Genomic DNA, 16,324 nt, shown 5'->3' with positions numbered 1-16,324 from the left:
CTGAGCTTAACGTACTATTAATGCAGACAGCACTGCTTATACTTTTTGCCGCTACCACAAGGACAGGGATCGTTACGGCCGGGTTTGGCGTCCACTTTCACTGGTACCTGCAACGGAGTTTCTTGCGGATGCGCCATCCACCAGGCATGAAGATCCAGCGCCGCCAACCGGATAGCCTCTACGCTTTCTTCAAATGCCTCTGGCGTCATCTTCTCTACTACGGCAAAGTTCTCTTCCGTACCGTGCAACGCAATTGCCTCCAGCGCTGGTTTCAGCGAGTCTGGCAACGCTGACCAGTCAGAAAGCGCTACACCGCGCATATAGCCAAAGCACCACTCTTCGACAATCGTCAGTTCATGACCTTCAATTTCGCGCAGGCCAAATAAAGGTTCAAACTGCTCCGGAAACTCGTTCAGTCTGTCGGCAGTATCAGCCATATGCTGGAACGCAAGATTCATAAAGCGCGTCATCTCTTTTTCCGATGACCAGCGCGGCACATACTGCGGCCCACCCCATACTGCCACCAGCCACTGATCCGGCTCAATCTCACGTGGAGAACTGAGTACCGCCGTCAGCAGACCATCCAGCTCTGACACATCCAGAATCGCGTGTTCGGTGTTGTACTTAGTCAGTACATCATCCAGCCACTCCAGTTCGCTTTCGTTCAATGGTCCCGTTTTCATAACGCTCATCCTCAGTGAAATACGCTTGCCTGGGCTCATCTTACAGGGTGGACGGGGATTTTTCTAAACAAAACGGGGAGATCAGAAGCCCTGCCTTCCTGAGCTTCGCGCATCGTTCAAGTGATCCTCTCCGCATTTTTGCACCGACAAGGTGCGCAGCCTGACTTTTCTGCAGCTATGTTTAAGATTCTGGACGGTTTGGATACCACGCATCCCAGTCAGCCACGTGAAGGCAACCTCCTCCTTAGATAACGATTGACACTGACCTGATGAAATTGCGACGCCGTATTTCACATCGCATTGCTACGTCTGTCAGAAAACAATGTCGATATTTATCAACCTGGCGGAGTTTTTGCTTAAAAAAAGACAGCCGTACGCGGCCCGCTTGATAACGCAATAAATGACGAAGTTTATGATTTTCCCCGCGCCTCCCGGCGCCTGGTATTGAACAGTACTGAGGAATATCCAAATGTCTATTAAAATGATTAAGTTACCTCTGCAGATTGCCGTTATGGGTTGTTTAAGTACCGCATTTTATGCACAGGCAGATATCACGATTGGCGTGGCCGGGCCGTTTACCGGTCCCAATGCCACGTATGGGGCGCAATACTGGAAAGGGGCATCGCAGGCGGCGGCGGATATCAATGCGGCAGGCGGTATTAAAGGTGAGAAAATCGTACTGGTGCAGGGCGACGATGCCTGTGAACCAAAGCAGGCTGTCGCGGTGGCAAACCGCCTGGTCGATGAATCCAAAGTCTCTGCCGTGGTCGGTCATTTCTGTTCGTCTTCCACCATGCCATCTTCCGAAGTTTATGATGAAGCGGGTGTATTGACGATAACCCCGGGGTCAACCAACCCACTGATTACCGAACGCGGAATGAAAGGCATGCTCCGCATGTGTGGCCGTGACGATCAGCAAGGCGTCACGGCGGCAAACTACATGCTGGACGTCCTGAAAGCGAAAAAGATCGCCGTCATTCACGACAAAGATACCTACGGTCAGGGCTTAGCCGACGCGACGAAAGCCGCGCTGCAAAAACGAGGCACCAAAGAAGTTCTGTATGAGGGACTGTCGCGCGGTGAAAAAGATTTCAATGCCCTGGTGACCAAAATCGGCGCGCTGAAACCGGACGTTGTCTATTTTGGCGGTTGCCATCCGGAAGCGGGTCCGTTGGTGCGTCAAATGCGGGAGCAAGGAGTACAGGCTAAATTCTTCTCCGGCGACTGTGTGGTCACCGAGGAGATGGTGACGGCTGCCGGTGGCGCGCAGTATACCAACGGCGTGTTGATGACCTTTGGTAAAGATCCTCGCACCATTGCGGAAGGCAAAGCGGTCATTGAGAAATTCCGCGCCAGCGGTTTTGAACCTGAAGGCTACACCCTGTACGCCTATGCCTCAATTCAGGCCATTGCCGCTGCCTACGGCGCCGCAGGCAAAGACAACGCCAAAGCGGGCGAATGGCTGAAATCACACTCCGTTGACACGGTGATGGGTCCAAAATCCTGGGATGAGAAAGGCGATCTAAAAGTGTCTGATTACGTGGTTTACCAGTGGGATGACAAAGGTAAGTATCACCAACTCTAATACCGTCAGGTCGGTTCTGACTTCTCGCTCCCCTCTCGGGTGAGGCATTGCAACCCTGAAGGCAACCGGATTGTGCTAGCCGGTTGCCTTACCACTGGCGGGAATTTCAAATGGATGCTTTCTTCTTACAACAGATGATCAACGGTCTGACGTTGGGAGCGGTGTATGGCCTGATTGCCATCGGTTACACCATGGTCTACGGCATCATCGGCATGATCAATTTCGCGCATGGCGAAGTTTACATGATCTCCGCGTACCTCTGTGCTATTGGCCTGGGCCTGCTCTCCTACTTTGGCATTCACTCTTTCCCTCTGCTGATTTTTGGCACCCTGATCTTCACTATCGTGATAACGGGTGTCTACGGCTGGGTCATCGAACGTATTGCCTATCGACCCCTGCGAAATTCAACCCGTCTGGCACCACTCATCTCGGCCATCGGTATGTCGCTCATTCTGCAAAACTATGTGCAAATCAGTCAGGGACCCAACCAGCAAGGCATCCCGACGCTGATGAGCGGCGTGCTGCGTTTCAATGTCGGCGACGGAATGGTGCAAATCACCTGGACCAAAATCTTTATTCTGCTGGCCGCGTTTGTCGGTATGGCGGTTCTGACCTGGGTTATCCAGTACACACGACTGGGGCGGATTTGTCGCGCGACGCAGCAGGACAGGCGTATGGCCTCCATTCTGGGCATTAACACTGACCGGGTTATCTCGCTGGTGTTTGTGATGGGCGCATCAATGGCGGGGCTGGCGGGCGTTCTGGTGACCATGAACTACGGTACCTTTGACTTTTATGCTGGCTTTATCATCGGCATCAAGGCGTTTACGGCTGCGGTACTGGGCGGGATCGGTTCGCTTCCCGGCGCCATGCTTGGCGGCCTGCTACTCGGTATAGCCGAGGCGCAATTCGCCGGGCTTGTGAATTCCGATTATAAGGACGTGTTCTCCTTTGCCTTATTGGTGGTGATCCTTATTTTCCGCCCGCAGGGGCTGTTGGGACGTCCAATGGTCGTGAAGGTGTGAGGGCAAAACGATGACAGAGATGACAGAGGCCGTCGTGAAATCAGAACTTGATCTTAAAAAATGCCTGCTCGACACCGTATTAGCCGGACTGTGCGCGCTGATTGTATTTGGCCCCATCGTGGGGATTGTTTTAAAAGGCTACAGTTTCACGCTTGCCCCCACCCGCGTGGCGTGGTTGGTTGCCGTTGTCATGGCTGGACGCTTTCTCGTCAGCCTGGCGCTGCAAACCCAGATCGGGCAGAAATTCGCCGGCCGGTTTGAAGGCGCTGACGACGGAGTGTACGTCCGCCCGGTGGGTTACGTCTCCCGTATGCGTTGGATAATTCCAGGGTTGATGCTGCTGGCTATCGCCTTCCCCTTTGTGGCGACCAAGTATCTGCTGACGGTGGCGATTCTGGGGCTGATCTACGTGCTGTTGGGACTGGGTCTGAACATTGTGGTCGGGCTCGCTGGATTGCTGGATTTGGGTTACGTGGCCTTTTACGCCATCGGCGCGTATGGGCTGGCGCTGGGATATCAGTATCTGGGACTCGGGTTTTGGGTCATGTTGCCCATTGGCGCTATTATGGCGGCACTGGCTGGCGCGCTACTGGGGTTTCCGGTCTTGCGAATGCACGGGGATTATCTGGCGATTGTCACGCTGGGATTTGGTGAAATTATCCGTCTGATCCTGAACAACTGGCTGAGTTTTACCGGTGGGCCAAATGGGGTGTCAGTGCCTGCCCCCACGCTTTTTGGTCTGGAGTTTGGCCGACGGGCAAAAGACGGCGGCGTGCCGTTTCATGAGTTTTTCGGTCTGACGTACAACCCTAACCTGAAGTTTATTTTTATCTACACGGTTCTGGTTCTGGTGGTGTTGCTGGTGCTGTTCATCAAACATCGCTTAACCAAAATGCCGATTGGCCGCGCCTGGGAAGCCCTTCGCGAAGATGAGGTTGCCTGTCGCTCACTGGGTTTAAACCATGTCTTAGTCAAACTGTCCGCCTTTATGATGGGAGCCTCGACGGCCGGGATTGCCGGTGTCTTTTTCGCAACCTATCAAGGGTTTGTTAATCCGACCTCGTTCACCTTCTTTGAGTCTGCGCTCATTCTTGCCATCGTCGTACTCGGCGGGATGGGCTCCACGCTTGGTGTCGTGCTGGCAGCCTTTGTTCTGACCGTTGCCCCTGAGTTACTCCGGGATTTTGCCGAATACCGGGTACTGCTGTTCGGCGTCTTAATGGTGTTAATGATGATCTGGCGTCCCCGTGGACTGGTCCGCACCAGCCGCGCCGGTTTCGCTATTCGCAAAGGGGTCGCGCCATGACTGACAGCATTTTACGCGTTGAAAATTTGATGATGCACTTTGGCGGGATAAAAGCGCTCAACGATGTCAATCTGGAGGTTGCCCGGGGTTCAATCACGGCGTTGATTGGTCCAAACGGTGCCGGAAAAACCACGGTGTTCAACTGCCTGACCGGATTTTATCAGGCCTCTGGCGGCGCGATTGTGTTTAATACCCGCGCCAAAACCACCGATGTGATTCAGGTATTAGGGCAAAAAATCCACGCCACTGATTTTTTCAATCCTGGCCGTCTGGCTTCACGCATCTACTACAAAATGTTCGGCGGTACGCATCTGGTCAACCGTGCCGGACTGGCGCGAACCTTCCAGAACATCCGCCTGTTTCGCGAAATGTCGGTGATCGAAAATCTGATGGTGGCCCAGCATAGGCAGGCGAACCGTAACCTGATTGCCGGAATTTTTAACACCCCGGCGTATCAAAAAGCCGAAAATCAGGCGCTCGACCGCGCCTTTTACTGGCTGGAGGTGGTGAACCTTGTGGATTGTGCAAACCGCCTGGCCGGAACTCTCTCCTATGGGCAACAGCGCAGACTGGAGATCGCTCGCGCCATGTGTACGGGCCCGGAGATGATTTGCCTCGACGAACCAGCAGCCGGACTCAACCCGGTGGAAACCGAGGCGCTCAGCAGTATTGTGCGCGTCCTGCGTGAACGGCATGGCGTTACCGTGTTGTTGATCGAGCATGATATGAGCATGGTCATGGAGATTTCCGACCACGTTATCGTGCTTGATCATGGCGATGTGATTGCCCGGGGGGCACCCGCGGAGATCCAGCACAACGTCAGCGTGATTGCCGCCTATCTGGGGACAGATGAAGAGGAGCTTGCCGGATGAGTCAGCCATTGCTGGAGTTTCGCCATGTGGACGTTTTTTATGGCCCGATTCAGGCGCTGAAAGCGATTTCGCTAACGGTAAATGAAGGAGAAACCGTCTCGTTGATTGGTGCCAACGGCGCCGGAAAATCGACCCTGCTGATGTCCATTTTTGGGCAACCACGCATCGCGCGCGGGCAGATTTTTTACCGTAACGACGATATCAGCCACAAATCCACCCACTTTATCGCCACTAACGGGATTGCTCAGGTTCCGGAAGGACGGCGAATCTTCCCGGACATGACGGTCGAAGAGAATATCCTGATGGGGAGCATCCCTATCGGCAACCGATACCATAAAGAGGATAAAGAAAAGATGTATCACCTGTTTCCCATCCTTGAGGAGCGGCGCAATCAGCGCGCTATGACCCTCTCGGGAGGAGAGCAGCAGATGCTGGCTATTGCCCGCGCACTGATGAGTCGCCCCAAATTACTGCTGTTGGATGAACCGAGTCTGGGGTTAGCGCCGCTGGTGGTGAAACAAATTTTCCAGACGTTGCGCGAGTTAACACGGGCCGGGATGACGCTTTTTTTAGTCGAACAAAACGCAAACCACGCGCTTAAACTTTCGGATCGCGCGTATGTGATGGTCAATGGCGAAATTCGCCTTAGCGGTAGTGGTCAGGAACTGTTGGTCGACCCCGAAGTGCGAAAAGCCTATCTGGGCGGTGCATAGAGATTTCGACGCGGAATAACCATAGTCGCTGTAAAAAATAGCCGCTGTAAAAAGCGGCTATTTTTTTATTAAAAAGGGTCTGACTGTACGACGCCTAAAAACTCATATTTCCACGGTTTTATGTTGAATGTCAGTCATCCCCTCTTATCGACATTTTATTCTTTACGCAAAGGTCATCATAAAACTTGCATTAAGGCTTTCATGTATCCCATGGCGTAGGCCATTCCTGAATGCCATGGCGCAGGACAGGTCATTTGTGGCGAATGATCCGGAATTAAGACACCATCAAAGTTATTTTCTTTCAGTATCCGTAATACCTTCGCCATATCAATGTCACCTTCGTCGATAAAGGTTTCGTGATAGTGAGGAACTTTCCCTTTTACGTTACGGAAATGCATATACGCAATCGCGTCCTGGCGAGAATACTGTTCTACCGCCTCGTAGACATCTCCCTCTGACATTTCAGCAATGGTGCCCAGACAAAACTCAAGCGCATTAGAGGAGCTGGGAACCAGATCCAGCAAGTCTTGATAGAGATGCGGTTGGTTAACCAGTCTCGGTTGTCCACGCACGAATTCAAGCGGCGGATCATCAGGATGCGCGGCCAGTCTCACACCGGCTTCTTCTGCCACCGGCACAATCTCTTTCAGGAACGCTTCCAGCCGTTGCCAGAGTTGTTCTTTGGTCACTGGCGGTCTTATACCCTCAGCATCTTCATCCACCACCATATTCCAGGCCATGCTGGCCGGTAACGGACTTTCGGTTTGCTCGTTTACGCCGTTTAAGCCAACTGTTTTTGCGCCGCCGCGCGCCTTATTTTCCTGAATTCTTCCGGCGACGCCCGCCAGACTAAAGTTATAACCAAAAACAGGGATACCCGCCGCACCGACATTACGGATGATCTGTTTCACCGTCTCGATTTGTTCTGCTTTCCGGGGACCGTCAAATAAGATGTCATCCCAGTGGCAAGGGTCGAAGTTTTCAATTGCAAAAAAGGTTAAATCGTATTTCGCCATTCTGGCGCGAATATCTAACAATTCTTCTGTTGTCCAGACATCTGCCTGCGCCGTACCCCAACCGCCGGTATCACCAACCGGCTGATCGCTACGGGAAAAACGCGCATTCTGATGAAAATAATCAACCATATGAACGACAATATGCGTCGCACCACATTGTCTGGCAAAGGCAAAATGCTCGTCATCCAGCATGTGGCGGTACAGTCCAAAGCCTAATTTCATGTTCTGAATCTCCGGTGGAAAGAAATTATCATTCTTGTCTGATTACATCGGCAACATTTTCGCGCTGCATCGGAATGGGTTTAACAAAGACAGCCACGGCAAGTGCGCCAAGTACGGCAATACCGCCCGCGATAAAGAACGCCGCGTTATAAGCCCCTGTCCATTGAATAATGTAACCCGTCACAATAGGTCCTAATATTCCGGCAATATTCGCCGTTGCATGAACCATACCTCCCACTGCCCCCATATTCTGGCGTGCGACGGTATCTTGCAAAATAGCCCAATACGTTGTTGCGGATAAATAGAGGAAGAAAATGCCGCATGCCATCAGGGATACTGCCCCTGCGGCACTGGATACATTTCCAACGCACATAACAAAAATCGCCGAAGCCCCCAGGCATGTAACGAGCACTATTTTACGGGAAAACAGAGGACGCCCGGTTTTACGCAGTACGTAATCACACAGGAACCCGCCAGCCGCCATCCCGACAGAACCCAGCAGCCACGGAATAACACTCACAATACTCATATCCTTCAGGCTGAGATGTTGTGAGTTCGACAAATAACTTGGGAACCATGAGAGAAAGAAAAAGAGAATGTAGTTCAGGCCAAAAAATGCAAATGCCGTTGCCAGTATCGTAGGCTGCTTGATATAAAAAGAGAGCGGCATGGATACTTTTTCAATCTCTTGATTATTGTCGCTTTGCTCCTGCTGTCCTTCCTGAATTAAGGCTAATTCCTCACGGCTGATGGTTTTGTGTTCTTCCGGCTTGTCCTTTGCGATTTTTATCCAAAACAGCAGCCAAACGATACCTAAACAGGCAATCGCAACAAACGCCATTCGCCAGCCGATAATCAGCACCAGCGAACCCATGATAGGTCCTGCCAGCGCGCCGCCAAGCGGGTTTCCGGCAGTGGCGACGCCGATGGCGCTGGCGACTTCACGGCGAGGGAACCAGTTACTGACGATTTTATTTAAGGTCGATGCAAACGGCCCTTCCCCGGCACCAAACAATACCCTGATGATGAGCATTGAGGTAAATCCGACAGCGACGCCAATCAACCCGCAGAAGAATGACCAAAAGGCCATACTGACTGCAAAGACCATTTTGGGTCCGAAACGGTCAGAAGCATAACCGCCAACAAAGTTAAAAAGCGCATAGCCGATAGAGAAACTACTAAAAATAATGCCTAATTCACCTGGCGTTAATTGCAAGTCGTTAGCAAACATGGGGGCTGCGATAGCAAAGGCAGAGCGATCCATGTAATTGATCGCCCCACCTAGCGAGAGTAGGAAAACAATACTCCAGCGTTTACTTTTGAGCATACTGATGTCCTCATATCATCAAGACTGAAGGGGATTTACATCACACCAAAGCGATTCCATGCTTCAACAGCACCCATGCCACCACGAATGGCATCGCGAACTTTGTTTTCCGTCACGCCTTTTTCTAACGCCAGACCAATAACCTCTTGTTCGACCCGTTTCGGGATCACCAGAACGCCCTCTTCATCTGCCACAATAAGGTCACCCGGCGTTATCATCACGCCATCAATCGTTACCGGAACCCCATAATCGAGAACTTTTCCGCGAACCTTCTGATCCTGAGAATAAGAACCCATGGAAAACACAGGGAAATTGAGCTCAAGGATCTCGTGCTTATCCCGTGAATAGCCGTTAAGAACCGCCCCTGCCGCGTTAAGGTGAGCAGCACGAGTCGACATCAATCCCCCCCATAATGCATACGTCGGGGACGAACCGCTGGCAATATACACCTCGTTTTCTTGCAGGCTGTCCAGCGCCTCAAACATCACACCAAACGCTTTATCGCCGAGAGGTCCGTTGGAATGCGAACCGGTAAACGTCGGGTAATCCGCTTCCAGCACCGGCATCGCTCGCCCGGCGATGCGCATCTGTTTTTCCAGTGGTTGCAGTCGTGGATTGAGGAATTGATTCTGTAAGCCAATGGCGTCCATAACATCACCCAGCAGAGCGGTACTGAGATTGTTCTTTATCTTTTCAAAAAATTGCCTTTCTTCTGAGTGCATAATTCATTCCTGTGTGGTTAAATTAAAACAACCTTACTGTCTACCTGTAGGACAGGTTAGCCAGGATTAAATGATCAGAAAACACCCAAATAGCCATGATGTGACAGACTCAGCAAAAATTTACGCTGGCATGTTGTTGGTAATAGTGAAGATGAGTCGATAACATATGCAGAATTTCAGCCCGAACATCCTGTCCCAGATGGATACGGAACGACCGCTTACGAAAAGAGGGAGAGTTGTCGCATGAACATGAGTAAACCCATCATTGAGAAAAGCACGCTCTCCGAACAGGTCCGTAACTACATCCTCAATGTCATTACGACGCAAAAACTTGAACCCGGTGCCCGAGTGCCCAGTGAAAAACAGTTGACCGAAACGCTTGGGGTCAGTCGGGGTGTGGTGCGGGAGGCATTCCAGGCGTTGTCGATTCTTGGCATTCTGGACATCAGCAGCGGCAAATATCCGCGCGTGCAATCACTGAACTCTGCGGCGCTGGAAACGATTTTCAACTATTCGGTCGTGACGCAACAGATTTCAGCACGCCAGATACTTTCACTGCGCAGTACCCTTGAAGTTCACTGTGTCGTGCTGGCGGCGCAAAATGGTACTGAAGACGATTTTTCTCGCTTACGCGTGGAGATGGATAAGATAAGTGAAGTCTTCGGCGATCATCAGTCATTTATTTATCATGATGCACGCTTTCACATGATTTTAGCCGAGGCATCCGGCAACCCTCTCTACGCCCTGCTCTTGCAGGCACTTCGGGTCCCTCTCGAAAAATCGATCTCCGCAGGTCTGCATGCTCACGATACCCATGACCGTCGTCAGCAAATTATCGATGCACATCAGGCCATTCTGGAAAAAGTGTGCCAAAGAGATGCTGAAGGCGCGGCCCAGGCAATGCAAAAACATTTCTCATCAGCAATTAACGCATTGATTATTGAAGAGTAATCCTGACTATGACGTTATGGCGTTCTGACAGCACAGTTCAGCCCGCCATACACGTGCTCACCACATACTGTTTTCGGGAACGTCACCGCATCTCACACCATCTAATGGTAAGAAGTGAAGCAAATCTGTCTGCCTGACAGATGAAAAAACGATCCGTCAATACCGGAGAGATTGCCTTACGCCCCGGGCAATGACGAGCAGCACTATCCTCAGCTTCTCTGGAGAAAACACATGCTCAATTACGCCATCCTCGTTTTTGCCATCGGCGCTCTCGGCGGGCTGGTGCTGGCCGCACATGTACTGCGCAACAAATTCGCCCCCTGGTTTCTGTCGCTTTTACATGCCGGGTTAGGCGCGACAGGGCTGATTTTGCTGATCCTGATGCTTGCTCAGGGCAATGCGCCACAGCAGGTATTGATCGCCTTCATCTTGCTGCTGGCGGCTGCGTTGGGCGGGTTCTTTCTGGCTTCGTTCCATTTGCGCAAAAAGTTACCCCCGAAAGCCATTGTGGCCGTTCATGCCAGCGTTGCCGTCGTCGGCTTTCTCACGCTGGTTAGCGTGTTCCTGTGATGACCCGTCATCCGCTGCACCCGGCGCTGGTCCATTTTCCCATCGCCTGCTGGTCACTGGCCGTTGCCGCCGATGTTGCCGGGCTGTGGTTTGGTGAGACGGCCTGGCGTTGGTCTGGCGGACTGCTCGCCGTTGGCTGTTTTATGGCGTTAATCGCCATGATTGCGGGCATGTTCGAGCTGTCTCATGTGCCAGAAGGCGCGCCGATGCGGATGGTCTGGTGGCACATGGGCCTGATGTGCGTTGCTTTCGCGCTATTTTGTACCCGTCTGGTGACGGGCCTTGAGAATATGCGCCTGCAGGAGCCGGACACGCTATCTTTACTGTTAGATGCCGCAGGATTTATTTGCCTGATGGCAGGAGGCTGGCTTGGCGGAACGCTCGTCTACCATCATGGCGTAGGGCGTTCCCGTGACCAGAATCCTCCTCCATCCGTAAAATAATCACAAGGTCATTATCCCTAAGTTCGACGCTGACGTGCTACGAGACGGTGTTTTATTCAAGGTAAGAAAACACCGGCCTCAGTTTAATACCGGAGTTTCATCATGGCCGAGTATAACGTTCATCTGACTGCATGCCGCCAGATTGCCAAAGGCACGATGGCTTTCCACTTCGAAAAACCCGTCGGGTTCAGCCACAAACCGGGGCAAGCCATCAATCTCATTTTGCCGGGACATCAAACTGACACCCGGTCATCGGATACCCGCCACACCTTTTCCATTGTCACTGCACCCGAGGAGGACGAACTGGTGGTCGCGACTCGCATCGGCGAGAGCGTTTTTAAACGTACGTTGTGTGCCTTGCCCATTGGGACTGAAGTTCAGATCAATGGCCCTTTTGGATCATTCACCTTACCCAAAAATACAGAATACACGGCTGTTCTCATCGCCGGGGGGATCGGGATCACCCCCTTCATGAGCATGTTACGCCACGCAGCCCAACAGCAGACGCCGCAGCAATTGATCCTGCTGTATAGCAATCATCACCCCGAAGATGCGGCCTTTCTGGAGGAATTACAGCAGCTTGAGCAGCAGAATCAGCGATTTCAGTTAATGGCGACCATGACGGATATGGCGCATTCGAGCCAATCCTGGGATGGCGCAACGCAGATCATCGACAGTGACTGGATAAAACGAGTTGTGGCAGGGCTGGATAACCCGGCCTTCTACGTTTCCGGCCCGCCCGCCCTGGTGGAGGCAATGTGTCAAGCGCTCACGATGTCTGGCATCGATGAGGACAGCGTGCGCAGTGAAACGTTTTACGGTTACTAAGGCGGTATCCACTGTCGATGTGAAAAACAGGTTCCGCACACAGGAGACGCTATGCAGAATACACAACCTCTGTCCTCTGGACTGCCCTCGGCCCATCTCCCCGATGCTGATCTCGTCTCACAAGCCGCGTTGGGGGATGCGTCGGCATTTACGGAAATCATGCGCCGCCATAACCGACTCCTGTTTCGGACCGCGCGCAGCATTTTGAAGAACGATGCGGAGGCCGAAGATGCGCTTCAGGAGGCCTATCTGAGCGCCTGGCGCGCACTGAAGGGGTTTCGTTCTGAGGCCATGCTTTCAACCTGGCTGGTGCGTATTGTGGTGAATGAATCATTGGGACGTCTGAGGCGAAAAACCGCTTCCGTTATTCCCCTGGATGCTGCCATGAATGCCATTGACTCTGACATCCAGGCATCGTTAAGCGATAATCCTGAACATCACCCGGACTATGCCGTGATGCAAACCCAAATGCGCCAACTTCTGGAAGCCCGTATCGACTTGCTACCCGAGGCTTTTCGTACGGTCTTCATGCTCCGGGCGGTCGAGGAACTGAGCGTGGAACAGATTGCACACGCGCTGGATATCCCCGAAGCGACGGTACGAACCCGTTTCTTTCGCGCCCGCAGCCTGCTCCGTGAGGGACTGGCCAGCCAAATGGACATCGCACTGAACGACACCTTCGCGTTTGATGGCGCACGGTGCGATCGGATCGTTGCAGGTGTGCTGGACAGAGCAAAAGCCGAAGGGCTCTCAAACCCAAAAACAGAGTAACGTGATGTCAAATACGGGTAATACGAACGTGTATTACCCGTTGTTGACGCCATACATTTCGACATTTGTACCTAATTTACGGGCCAGGCCCTTTGCGCCATTACGCATCACGGTATGGTGATTCCAGCGAAAAACAGGCGCCGCCAGAGGCGCGAGATAATTCATCCACCGGGTATTGGTTCGTATATTCCAGTCATACCTGACAATCGTTTCCACCCCATTATCTGAAATTGACCACACTCCGCGCCCTTCAACTTCACCACTGGCTTCGCCTTCCAGCAGATAAAAAGGGGTGATGTTCAGGACATGGATATCAAAGGTTATTCGATAAGGTAAAGCCCCTTTCCAGGTATAACGATGCAACGCCCCGATCCCCTGGATATCCCCTTTTTCGATTTCAGTGATCTGCTCCAGGCTTGCCCACCACTCAGGCCAGTGGTCAGGATGAGAGAGCACTTCCCATACCTCCTGTACAGAGGCTTCAACCCGCCAGGTGGTGGTAAACTGGTATTCAGCCATAAACCTAAACTCCCATTACGGTGTGAAAAAATCAGCGGGGAACTGAATGTTGATCACCATGGCATCCATCAGGACGGTTTCCAGCAGGCTTCCCTGCCGGTCGTAGCTGATGACTTTGGCCGGGAGTCCATGAGATTTATCTAGCCAAATGTCATACCGATTAACGTCATCGACACTCACACCTTTTGGTCCCGTCACGGACAGATGTAATGTGGCGCGTCCCGCCAGCGTCTCTTCACCGACAGTCACGGTTGTCCCATCGTTCTGTAACCGGCGAATATTGCTCAGCAAGACGCCGATGTCGGATTGATCCACCCGATGACCGTGATCGTCTTGTATCAATGAATCTGTCGGGGAAAGGTTCAACACCGGAAATGTCCCCAACCCAAAGGGCCATAACTTCACTTTACGGCTGACCGGGCTATAGATCAGAAGCGCGCCGGGGTGTGGCCGGGTGAAATCCATCCTCACAAATCCCGGTTTGCGATAGCTATAGCGAATGATTTTGCTTTCATCCTGAGGTGACGAGGAGCGCAACAGCACCTGATAAGAGTGAATATGCTGAAACTGTTGCTGGGAGAGGCCGATCGGATTAGTCGTCTTTTCGCTTTGCGAAAAAGCCGATGCCACAGCGAAATTTTCCGCCGCAGGCGTCATACCGCTAAAGAGGAGTAATGTCGCACACATTACCGCCAAAGAGATGAAGTCGCTAATGATCGTCTCCGGCCTTAAGAGGGTCAGCAAACAGGAACCATCACCTGCTGTCATTTGTCAGTATAGTGCTTATTTGAACCGCCCAAACGGGTGTCACGCCTGCAAAAAGCTATACTTTATTAACCATACTTTAAATGAGGATTAATCATGAAACTGCTACGGGCGTCTTCATCCATCGCCCTTGCGCTACTTCTGATGGCCTCCTCGTATGCCGCAGCCAGCGCCCTGCAGCACCAGGTCGACAGGGAGCGAGAATTACGCATCGCGGTGATTGCCGGTAATAATCTAAACAGTTTCGGTGGAGACATCGGTTTTACGCTTAACGCACAAAACAGGAAGATCCGCCCCTTTGGTTCTCACCACGTCGTCATCGTTGATCCCATCATTATTGATAGTTTTGGCATACGTAGCGGAAATCCTGCCCGCGATGGCTTCATCGGCAACCCGGCACGTGATGGATTTATGAATAATCCTGCCCGAAACGGATTCAGGAATAATCCCGCCCGCGGAGGGTTCATGACAACTATGCCTATTCGCAGATAACCGCAACGTCGTGGTTTATCATGTTGGTGAACACAGGAGCGGCGCAGGGAATGTCAACGTCTGATGACTATCTGGAAATGACTTTTTATCGGATTGCTCAACACCATTATTTGCGTATTTTATGAGTGTCTCACTTGCCGGGGCATCGACAGTGCCCCGGCTCATGTTATCCACCAAAATCATACCTGCGACGGTTTATTCGATCTCTTCCATCGGGCGACCGGTGTTGTTTTTCCACATCAGAACCACGATGCAGGAAATAAGGCAGACGGCAATCAGATAGACGTTAAAGATCCACCCGATGCCACTTGAATACAACCATGTGCTGAGATAAGACGCGGTGCCACCAAAGATTGCGATACCCAGAGAGATGCAGATGCCAAACATCCGGGTCCGATACTGGGTCGGGATCTGTTCGGAAATCGCCGCCGGTTTGCTTCCGGTAATAAAGGCAATCAGCAGTAAACCACACGTCTGAGCGACAGCAAGCGTCCATGGCTCCGCCGACATGAGTTGCCAGAGCGGAAGCACCGTGGCTGCAATACCCACCAGCGAAATCAGGGTACACGTTTTACGTCCCCAGCGGTCAGACAACCAACCCGCGACGGGAAGGAACATGAGGTAAATGACCTGAGCAATACAGCTGACAACGAAGGCTTTATTCGCAGGCATCCCCTGAATACTGATGGCGTAAATGGCTGCCGATGAGACCCAGGTGTAGTAGGTTAAGGTCGCGCCAGCCTCGTACAGGAAAAGACGAAAACCGACTTTAAAGATTTTCGCTTTGCTCCATGGCTTAATCGTTGCCTGCTTTGATGCCGCACCGACATGTTCGCTTTCCATCATGTTACGACGGACCCACAATGCGAACAGTGCTAAAACACTGCCTGTCGCAAAGGGAATACGCCAGCCCCATTCCTTCATCGCCTCATCCGGTAACCAGGATGTCAACAATGCGAGGTAGAGCGTCGCGATCAGCGCACCGCTACCGACGGCAAAAAAAACGCTGCTTGACCACAAACCACGGCGCGCGGGGGGAGCGATCTCAGCAATGTAGGCATAAGAGGTGGTCGTTTCGCCGCCATGCGCAAACCCCTGAACAAGTCGGGCTGCCAGTAGCGCCGCAGACGACCAGGCGCCCCACTGTTCATAAGAAGGAATTAATGCAATCGCAAGGCTCGCGCCCGCCATCAGCATCATGGTGGTCAGGAGAACCCGGCGCCGGCCCAGTTTGTCAGCCAGATTGCCGAACACGATCCCCCCCAGAGGCCGGAACAAGAACCCCGCCGCAAACACCGCCAGGGTGCTGAGCAATGCCGACGTAGGGTTCGATTTATCGAACATCGCGGCGGCAATGTAGATGGATGCAACGGTGTAAACGGTCCAGTCGAACCATTCCAGCAGGTTGCCGACACCTGTTGCGAATAGCGACTTTTTCCGCAGGCTGAGGTGTGGTTTGGAAGCGATGTCTGACAGGCTCGATAATGTCTCAGTATTATTATTCATAGCGTTTT

18 protein-coding genes are annotated in these 16,324 nt (G+C 52.3%); 11 read left to right on the top strand and 7 right to left on the bottom strand.

Annotated features, from left to right (window positions below):
* Nucleotides 1-17 precede the first annotated feature (17 nt).
* Complete coding sequence (locus tag JM656_RS09110; RefSeq protein WP_203360876.1) at nucleotides 18-683, bottom strand: YecA family protein; 666 nt, start codon at nucleotides 681-683, stop codon at nucleotides 18-20.
* A 511-nt stretch (nucleotides 684-1,194) separates the two neighbouring features.
* Here JM656_RS09110 and JM656_RS09105 point away from each other — a divergent pair.
* The 5 genes from JM656_RS09105 (at nucleotide 1,195) to JM656_RS09085 (ending at nucleotide 6,184) form a co-directional block, all read left to right on the top strand.
* Nucleotides 1,195-2,268 (top strand): branched-chain amino acid ABC transporter substrate-binding protein, encoded by a 1,074-nt coding sequence (locus JM656_RS09105; RefSeq protein ID WP_370552331.1) that lies wholly within the window; start codon nucleotides 1,195-1,197, stop codon nucleotides 2,266-2,268.
* A gap of 110 nt (nucleotides 2,269-2,378) precedes the next feature.
* Complete coding sequence (locus JM656_RS09100; RefSeq protein WP_192612538.1) at nucleotides 2,379-3,293, top strand: branched-chain amino acid ABC transporter permease LivH; 915 nt, start codon at nucleotides 2,379-2,381, stop codon at nucleotides 3,291-3,293.
* Nucleotides 3,294-3,312: 19 nt separating this feature from the next.
* Nucleotides 3,313-4,599, top strand: coding sequence for a high-affinity branched-chain amino acid ABC transporter permease LivM (gene livM, locus JM656_RS09095; RefSeq protein WP_203361256.1), 1,287 nt, complete (start codon nucleotides 3,313-3,315; stop codon nucleotides 4,597-4,599).
* Entirely contained in the window at nucleotides 4,596-5,471 is an 876-nt protein-coding gene (locus JM656_RS09090) for an ABC transporter ATP-binding protein (protein WP_203360874.1), read from the top strand. Before livM ends, JM656_RS09090 begins: the two co-directional genes overlap by 4 nt.
* Nucleotides 5,468-6,184, top strand: a complete 717-nt coding sequence (locus JM656_RS09085) for an ABC transporter ATP-binding protein (RefSeq protein ID WP_203360873.1) — start codon at nucleotides 5,468-5,470, stop codon at nucleotides 6,182-6,184. Before JM656_RS09090 ends, JM656_RS09085 begins: the two co-directional genes overlap by 4 nt.
* Nucleotides 6,185-6,360: 176 nt before the next feature.
* On the opposite strand, the gene JM656_RS09080 is transcribed toward JM656_RS09085, so the two are convergent.
* The 3 genes from JM656_RS09080 to JM656_RS09070 are packed head-to-tail and all read right to left on the bottom strand — an operon-like array spanning nucleotide 6,361 to nucleotide 9,471.
* On the bottom strand, nucleotides 6,361-7,422 hold the full coding sequence (locus tag JM656_RS09080; protein ID WP_203360872.1) for a mannonate dehydratase: 1,062 nt from the start codon (nucleotides 7,420-7,422) through the stop codon (nucleotides 6,361-6,363).
* A gap of 28 nt (nucleotides 7,423-7,450) precedes the next feature.
* Nucleotides 7,451-8,749, bottom strand: a complete 1,299-nt coding sequence (locus tag JM656_RS09075; protein WP_203360871.1) for an MFS transporter — start codon at nucleotides 8,747-8,749, stop codon at nucleotides 7,451-7,453.
* Between the two features lie 35 nt (nucleotides 8,750-8,784).
* Nucleotides 8,785-9,471 (bottom strand): RraA family protein, encoded by a 687-nt coding sequence (locus tag JM656_RS09070; RefSeq protein ID WP_203360870.1) that lies wholly within the window; start codon nucleotides 9,469-9,471, stop codon nucleotides 8,785-8,787.
* Nucleotides 9,472-9,714: 243 nt separating this feature from the next.
* On the opposite strand from JM656_RS09070, the gene JM656_RS09065 reads away from it, so the two are divergent.
* The 5 genes from JM656_RS09065 to JM656_RS09045 all read left to right on the top strand — a co-directional run bounded on the left by JM656_RS09065 (nucleotide 9,715) and on the right by JM656_RS09045 (nucleotide 13,034).
* Nucleotides 9,715-10,422, top strand: coding sequence for a FadR/GntR family transcriptional regulator (locus JM656_RS09065; protein ID WP_238929214.1), 708 nt, complete (start codon nucleotides 9,715-9,717; stop codon nucleotides 10,420-10,422).
* Nucleotides 10,423-10,653: 231 nt separating this feature from the next.
* Entirely contained in the window at nucleotides 10,654-10,992 is a 339-nt protein-coding gene (locus tag JM656_RS09060) for a hypothetical protein (RefSeq protein ID WP_203360869.1), read from the top strand.
* Nucleotides 10,992-11,435: a DUF2231 domain-containing protein gene (locus JM656_RS09055; RefSeq protein ID WP_238929236.1), complete on the top strand. Its 444-nt coding sequence runs from the start codon at nucleotides 10,992-10,994 to the stop codon at nucleotides 11,433-11,435. The genes JM656_RS09060 and JM656_RS09055 overlap by 1 nt, the downstream gene beginning before the upstream one ends.
* A 102-nt stretch (nucleotides 11,436-11,537) precedes the next feature.
* A complete protein-coding gene (locus tag JM656_RS09050; RefSeq protein WP_203360867.1) occupies nucleotides 11,538-12,263 on the top strand; it encodes an FAD-dependent oxidoreductase in 726 nt (241 codons plus the stop codon).
* Between the two features lie 51 nt (nucleotides 12,264-12,314).
* On the top strand, nucleotides 12,315-13,034 hold the full coding sequence (locus JM656_RS09045) for an RNA polymerase sigma factor (protein WP_203360866.1): 720 nt from the start codon (nucleotides 12,315-12,317) through the stop codon (nucleotides 13,032-13,034).
* A 33-nt stretch (nucleotides 13,035-13,067) separates the two neighbouring features.
* On the opposite strand, the gene JM656_RS09040 is transcribed toward JM656_RS09045, so the two are convergent.
* Both JM656_RS09040 and JM656_RS09035 read right to left on the bottom strand, forming a co-directional pair.
* Nucleotides 13,068-13,553, bottom strand: coding sequence for an SRPBCC family protein (locus tag JM656_RS09040; RefSeq protein WP_203360865.1), 486 nt, complete (start codon nucleotides 13,551-13,553; stop codon nucleotides 13,068-13,070).
* A gap of 15 nt (nucleotides 13,554-13,568) precedes the next feature.
* Nucleotides 13,569-14,240, bottom strand: a complete 672-nt coding sequence (locus JM656_RS09035; protein ID WP_203361254.1) for a DUF1571 domain-containing protein — start codon at nucleotides 14,238-14,240, stop codon at nucleotides 13,569-13,571.
* A 174-nt stretch (nucleotides 14,241-14,414) separates the two neighbouring features.
* On the opposite strand from JM656_RS09035, the gene JM656_RS09030 reads away from it, so the two are divergent.
* Complete coding sequence (locus tag JM656_RS09030) at nucleotides 14,415-14,810, top strand: hypothetical protein (protein WP_203360864.1); 396 nt, start codon at nucleotides 14,415-14,417, stop codon at nucleotides 14,808-14,810.
* 195 nt (nucleotides 14,811-15,005) lie between these two features.
* On the opposite strand, the gene JM656_RS09025 is transcribed toward JM656_RS09030, so the two are convergent.
* Nucleotides 15,006-16,316 (bottom strand): MFS transporter, encoded by a 1,311-nt coding sequence (locus tag JM656_RS09025; RefSeq protein WP_203360863.1) that lies wholly within the window; start codon nucleotides 16,314-16,316, stop codon nucleotides 15,006-15,008.
* Between the last annotated feature and the right edge of the window lie 8 nt (nucleotides 16,317-16,324).

Source organism: Citrobacter sp. R56, assembly GCF_016811995.1.
Classification (GTDB): domain Bacteria; phylum Pseudomonadota; class Gammaproteobacteria; order Enterobacterales; family Enterobacteriaceae; genus Citrobacter_D; species Citrobacter_D enshiensis.
The sequence above is the reverse complement of the archived record's forward strand: the minus strand, read 5'-3'. Positions and strand labels throughout refer to the sequence as shown.

What these genes read in the sequence shown, in the direction of transcription:
- JM656_RS09110 (WP_203360876.1), bottom strand. Translation starts at nt 683, where the DNA reads ATGAAAACGGGACCATTGAACGAAAGCGAACTGGAGTGGCTGGATGAT.
- JM656_RS09105 (WP_370552331.1), top strand. Translation starts at nt 1,195, where the DNA reads ATGGGTTGTTTAAGTACCGCATTTTATGCACAGGCAGATATCACGATT.
- JM656_RS09100 (WP_192612538.1), top strand. Translation starts at nt 2,379, where the DNA reads ATGGATGCTTTCTTCTTACAACAGATGATCAACGGTCTGACGTTGGGA.
- livM (WP_203361256.1), top strand. Translation starts at nt 3,313, where the DNA reads ATGACAGAGGCCGTCGTGAAATCAGAACTTGATCTTAAAAAATGCCTG.
- JM656_RS09090 (WP_203360874.1), top strand. Translation starts at nt 4,596, where the DNA reads ATGACTGACAGCATTTTACGCGTTGAAAATTTGATGATGCACTTTGGC.
- JM656_RS09085 (WP_203360873.1), top strand. Translation starts at nt 5,468, where the DNA reads ATGAGTCAGCCATTGCTGGAGTTTCGCCATGTGGACGTTTTTTATGGC.
- JM656_RS09080 (WP_203360872.1), bottom strand. Translation starts at nt 7,422, where the DNA reads ATGAAATTAGGCTTTGGACTGTACCGCCACATGCTGGATGACGAGCAT.
- JM656_RS09075 (WP_203360871.1), bottom strand. Translation starts at nt 8,749, where the DNA reads ATGCTCAAAAGTAAACGCTGGAGTATTGTTTTCCTACTCTCGCTAGGT.
- JM656_RS09070 (WP_203360870.1), bottom strand. Translation starts at nt 9,471, where the DNA reads ATGCACTCAGAAGAAAGGCAATTTTTTGAAAAGATAAAGAACAATCTC.
- JM656_RS09065 (WP_238929214.1), top strand. Translation starts at nt 9,715, where the DNA reads ATGAACATGAGTAAACCCATCATTGAGAAAAGCACGCTCTCCGAACAG.
- JM656_RS09060 (WP_203360869.1), top strand. Translation starts at nt 10,654, where the DNA reads ATGCTCAATTACGCCATCCTCGTTTTTGCCATCGGCGCTCTCGGCGGG.
- JM656_RS09055 (WP_238929236.1), top strand. Translation starts at nt 10,992, where the DNA reads ATGACCCGTCATCCGCTGCACCCGGCGCTGGTCCATTTTCCCATCGCC.
- JM656_RS09050 (WP_203360867.1), top strand. Translation starts at nt 11,538, where the DNA reads ATGGCCGAGTATAACGTTCATCTGACTGCATGCCGCCAGATTGCCAAA.
- JM656_RS09045 (WP_203360866.1), top strand. Translation starts at nt 12,315, where the DNA reads ATGCAGAATACACAACCTCTGTCCTCTGGACTGCCCTCGGCCCATCTC.
- JM656_RS09040 (WP_203360865.1), bottom strand. Translation starts at nt 13,553, where the DNA reads ATGGCTGAATACCAGTTTACCACCACCTGGCGGGTTGAAGCCTCTGTA.
- JM656_RS09035 (WP_203361254.1), bottom strand. Translation starts at nt 14,240, where the DNA reads ATGTGTGCGACATTACTCCTCTTTAGCGGTATGACGCCTGCGGCGGAA.
- JM656_RS09030 (WP_203360864.1), top strand. Translation starts at nt 14,415, where the DNA reads ATGAAACTGCTACGGGCGTCTTCATCCATCGCCCTTGCGCTACTTCTG.
- JM656_RS09025 (WP_203360863.1), bottom strand. Translation starts at nt 16,316, where the DNA reads ATGAATAATAATACTGAGACATTATCGAGCCTGTCAGACATCGCTTCC.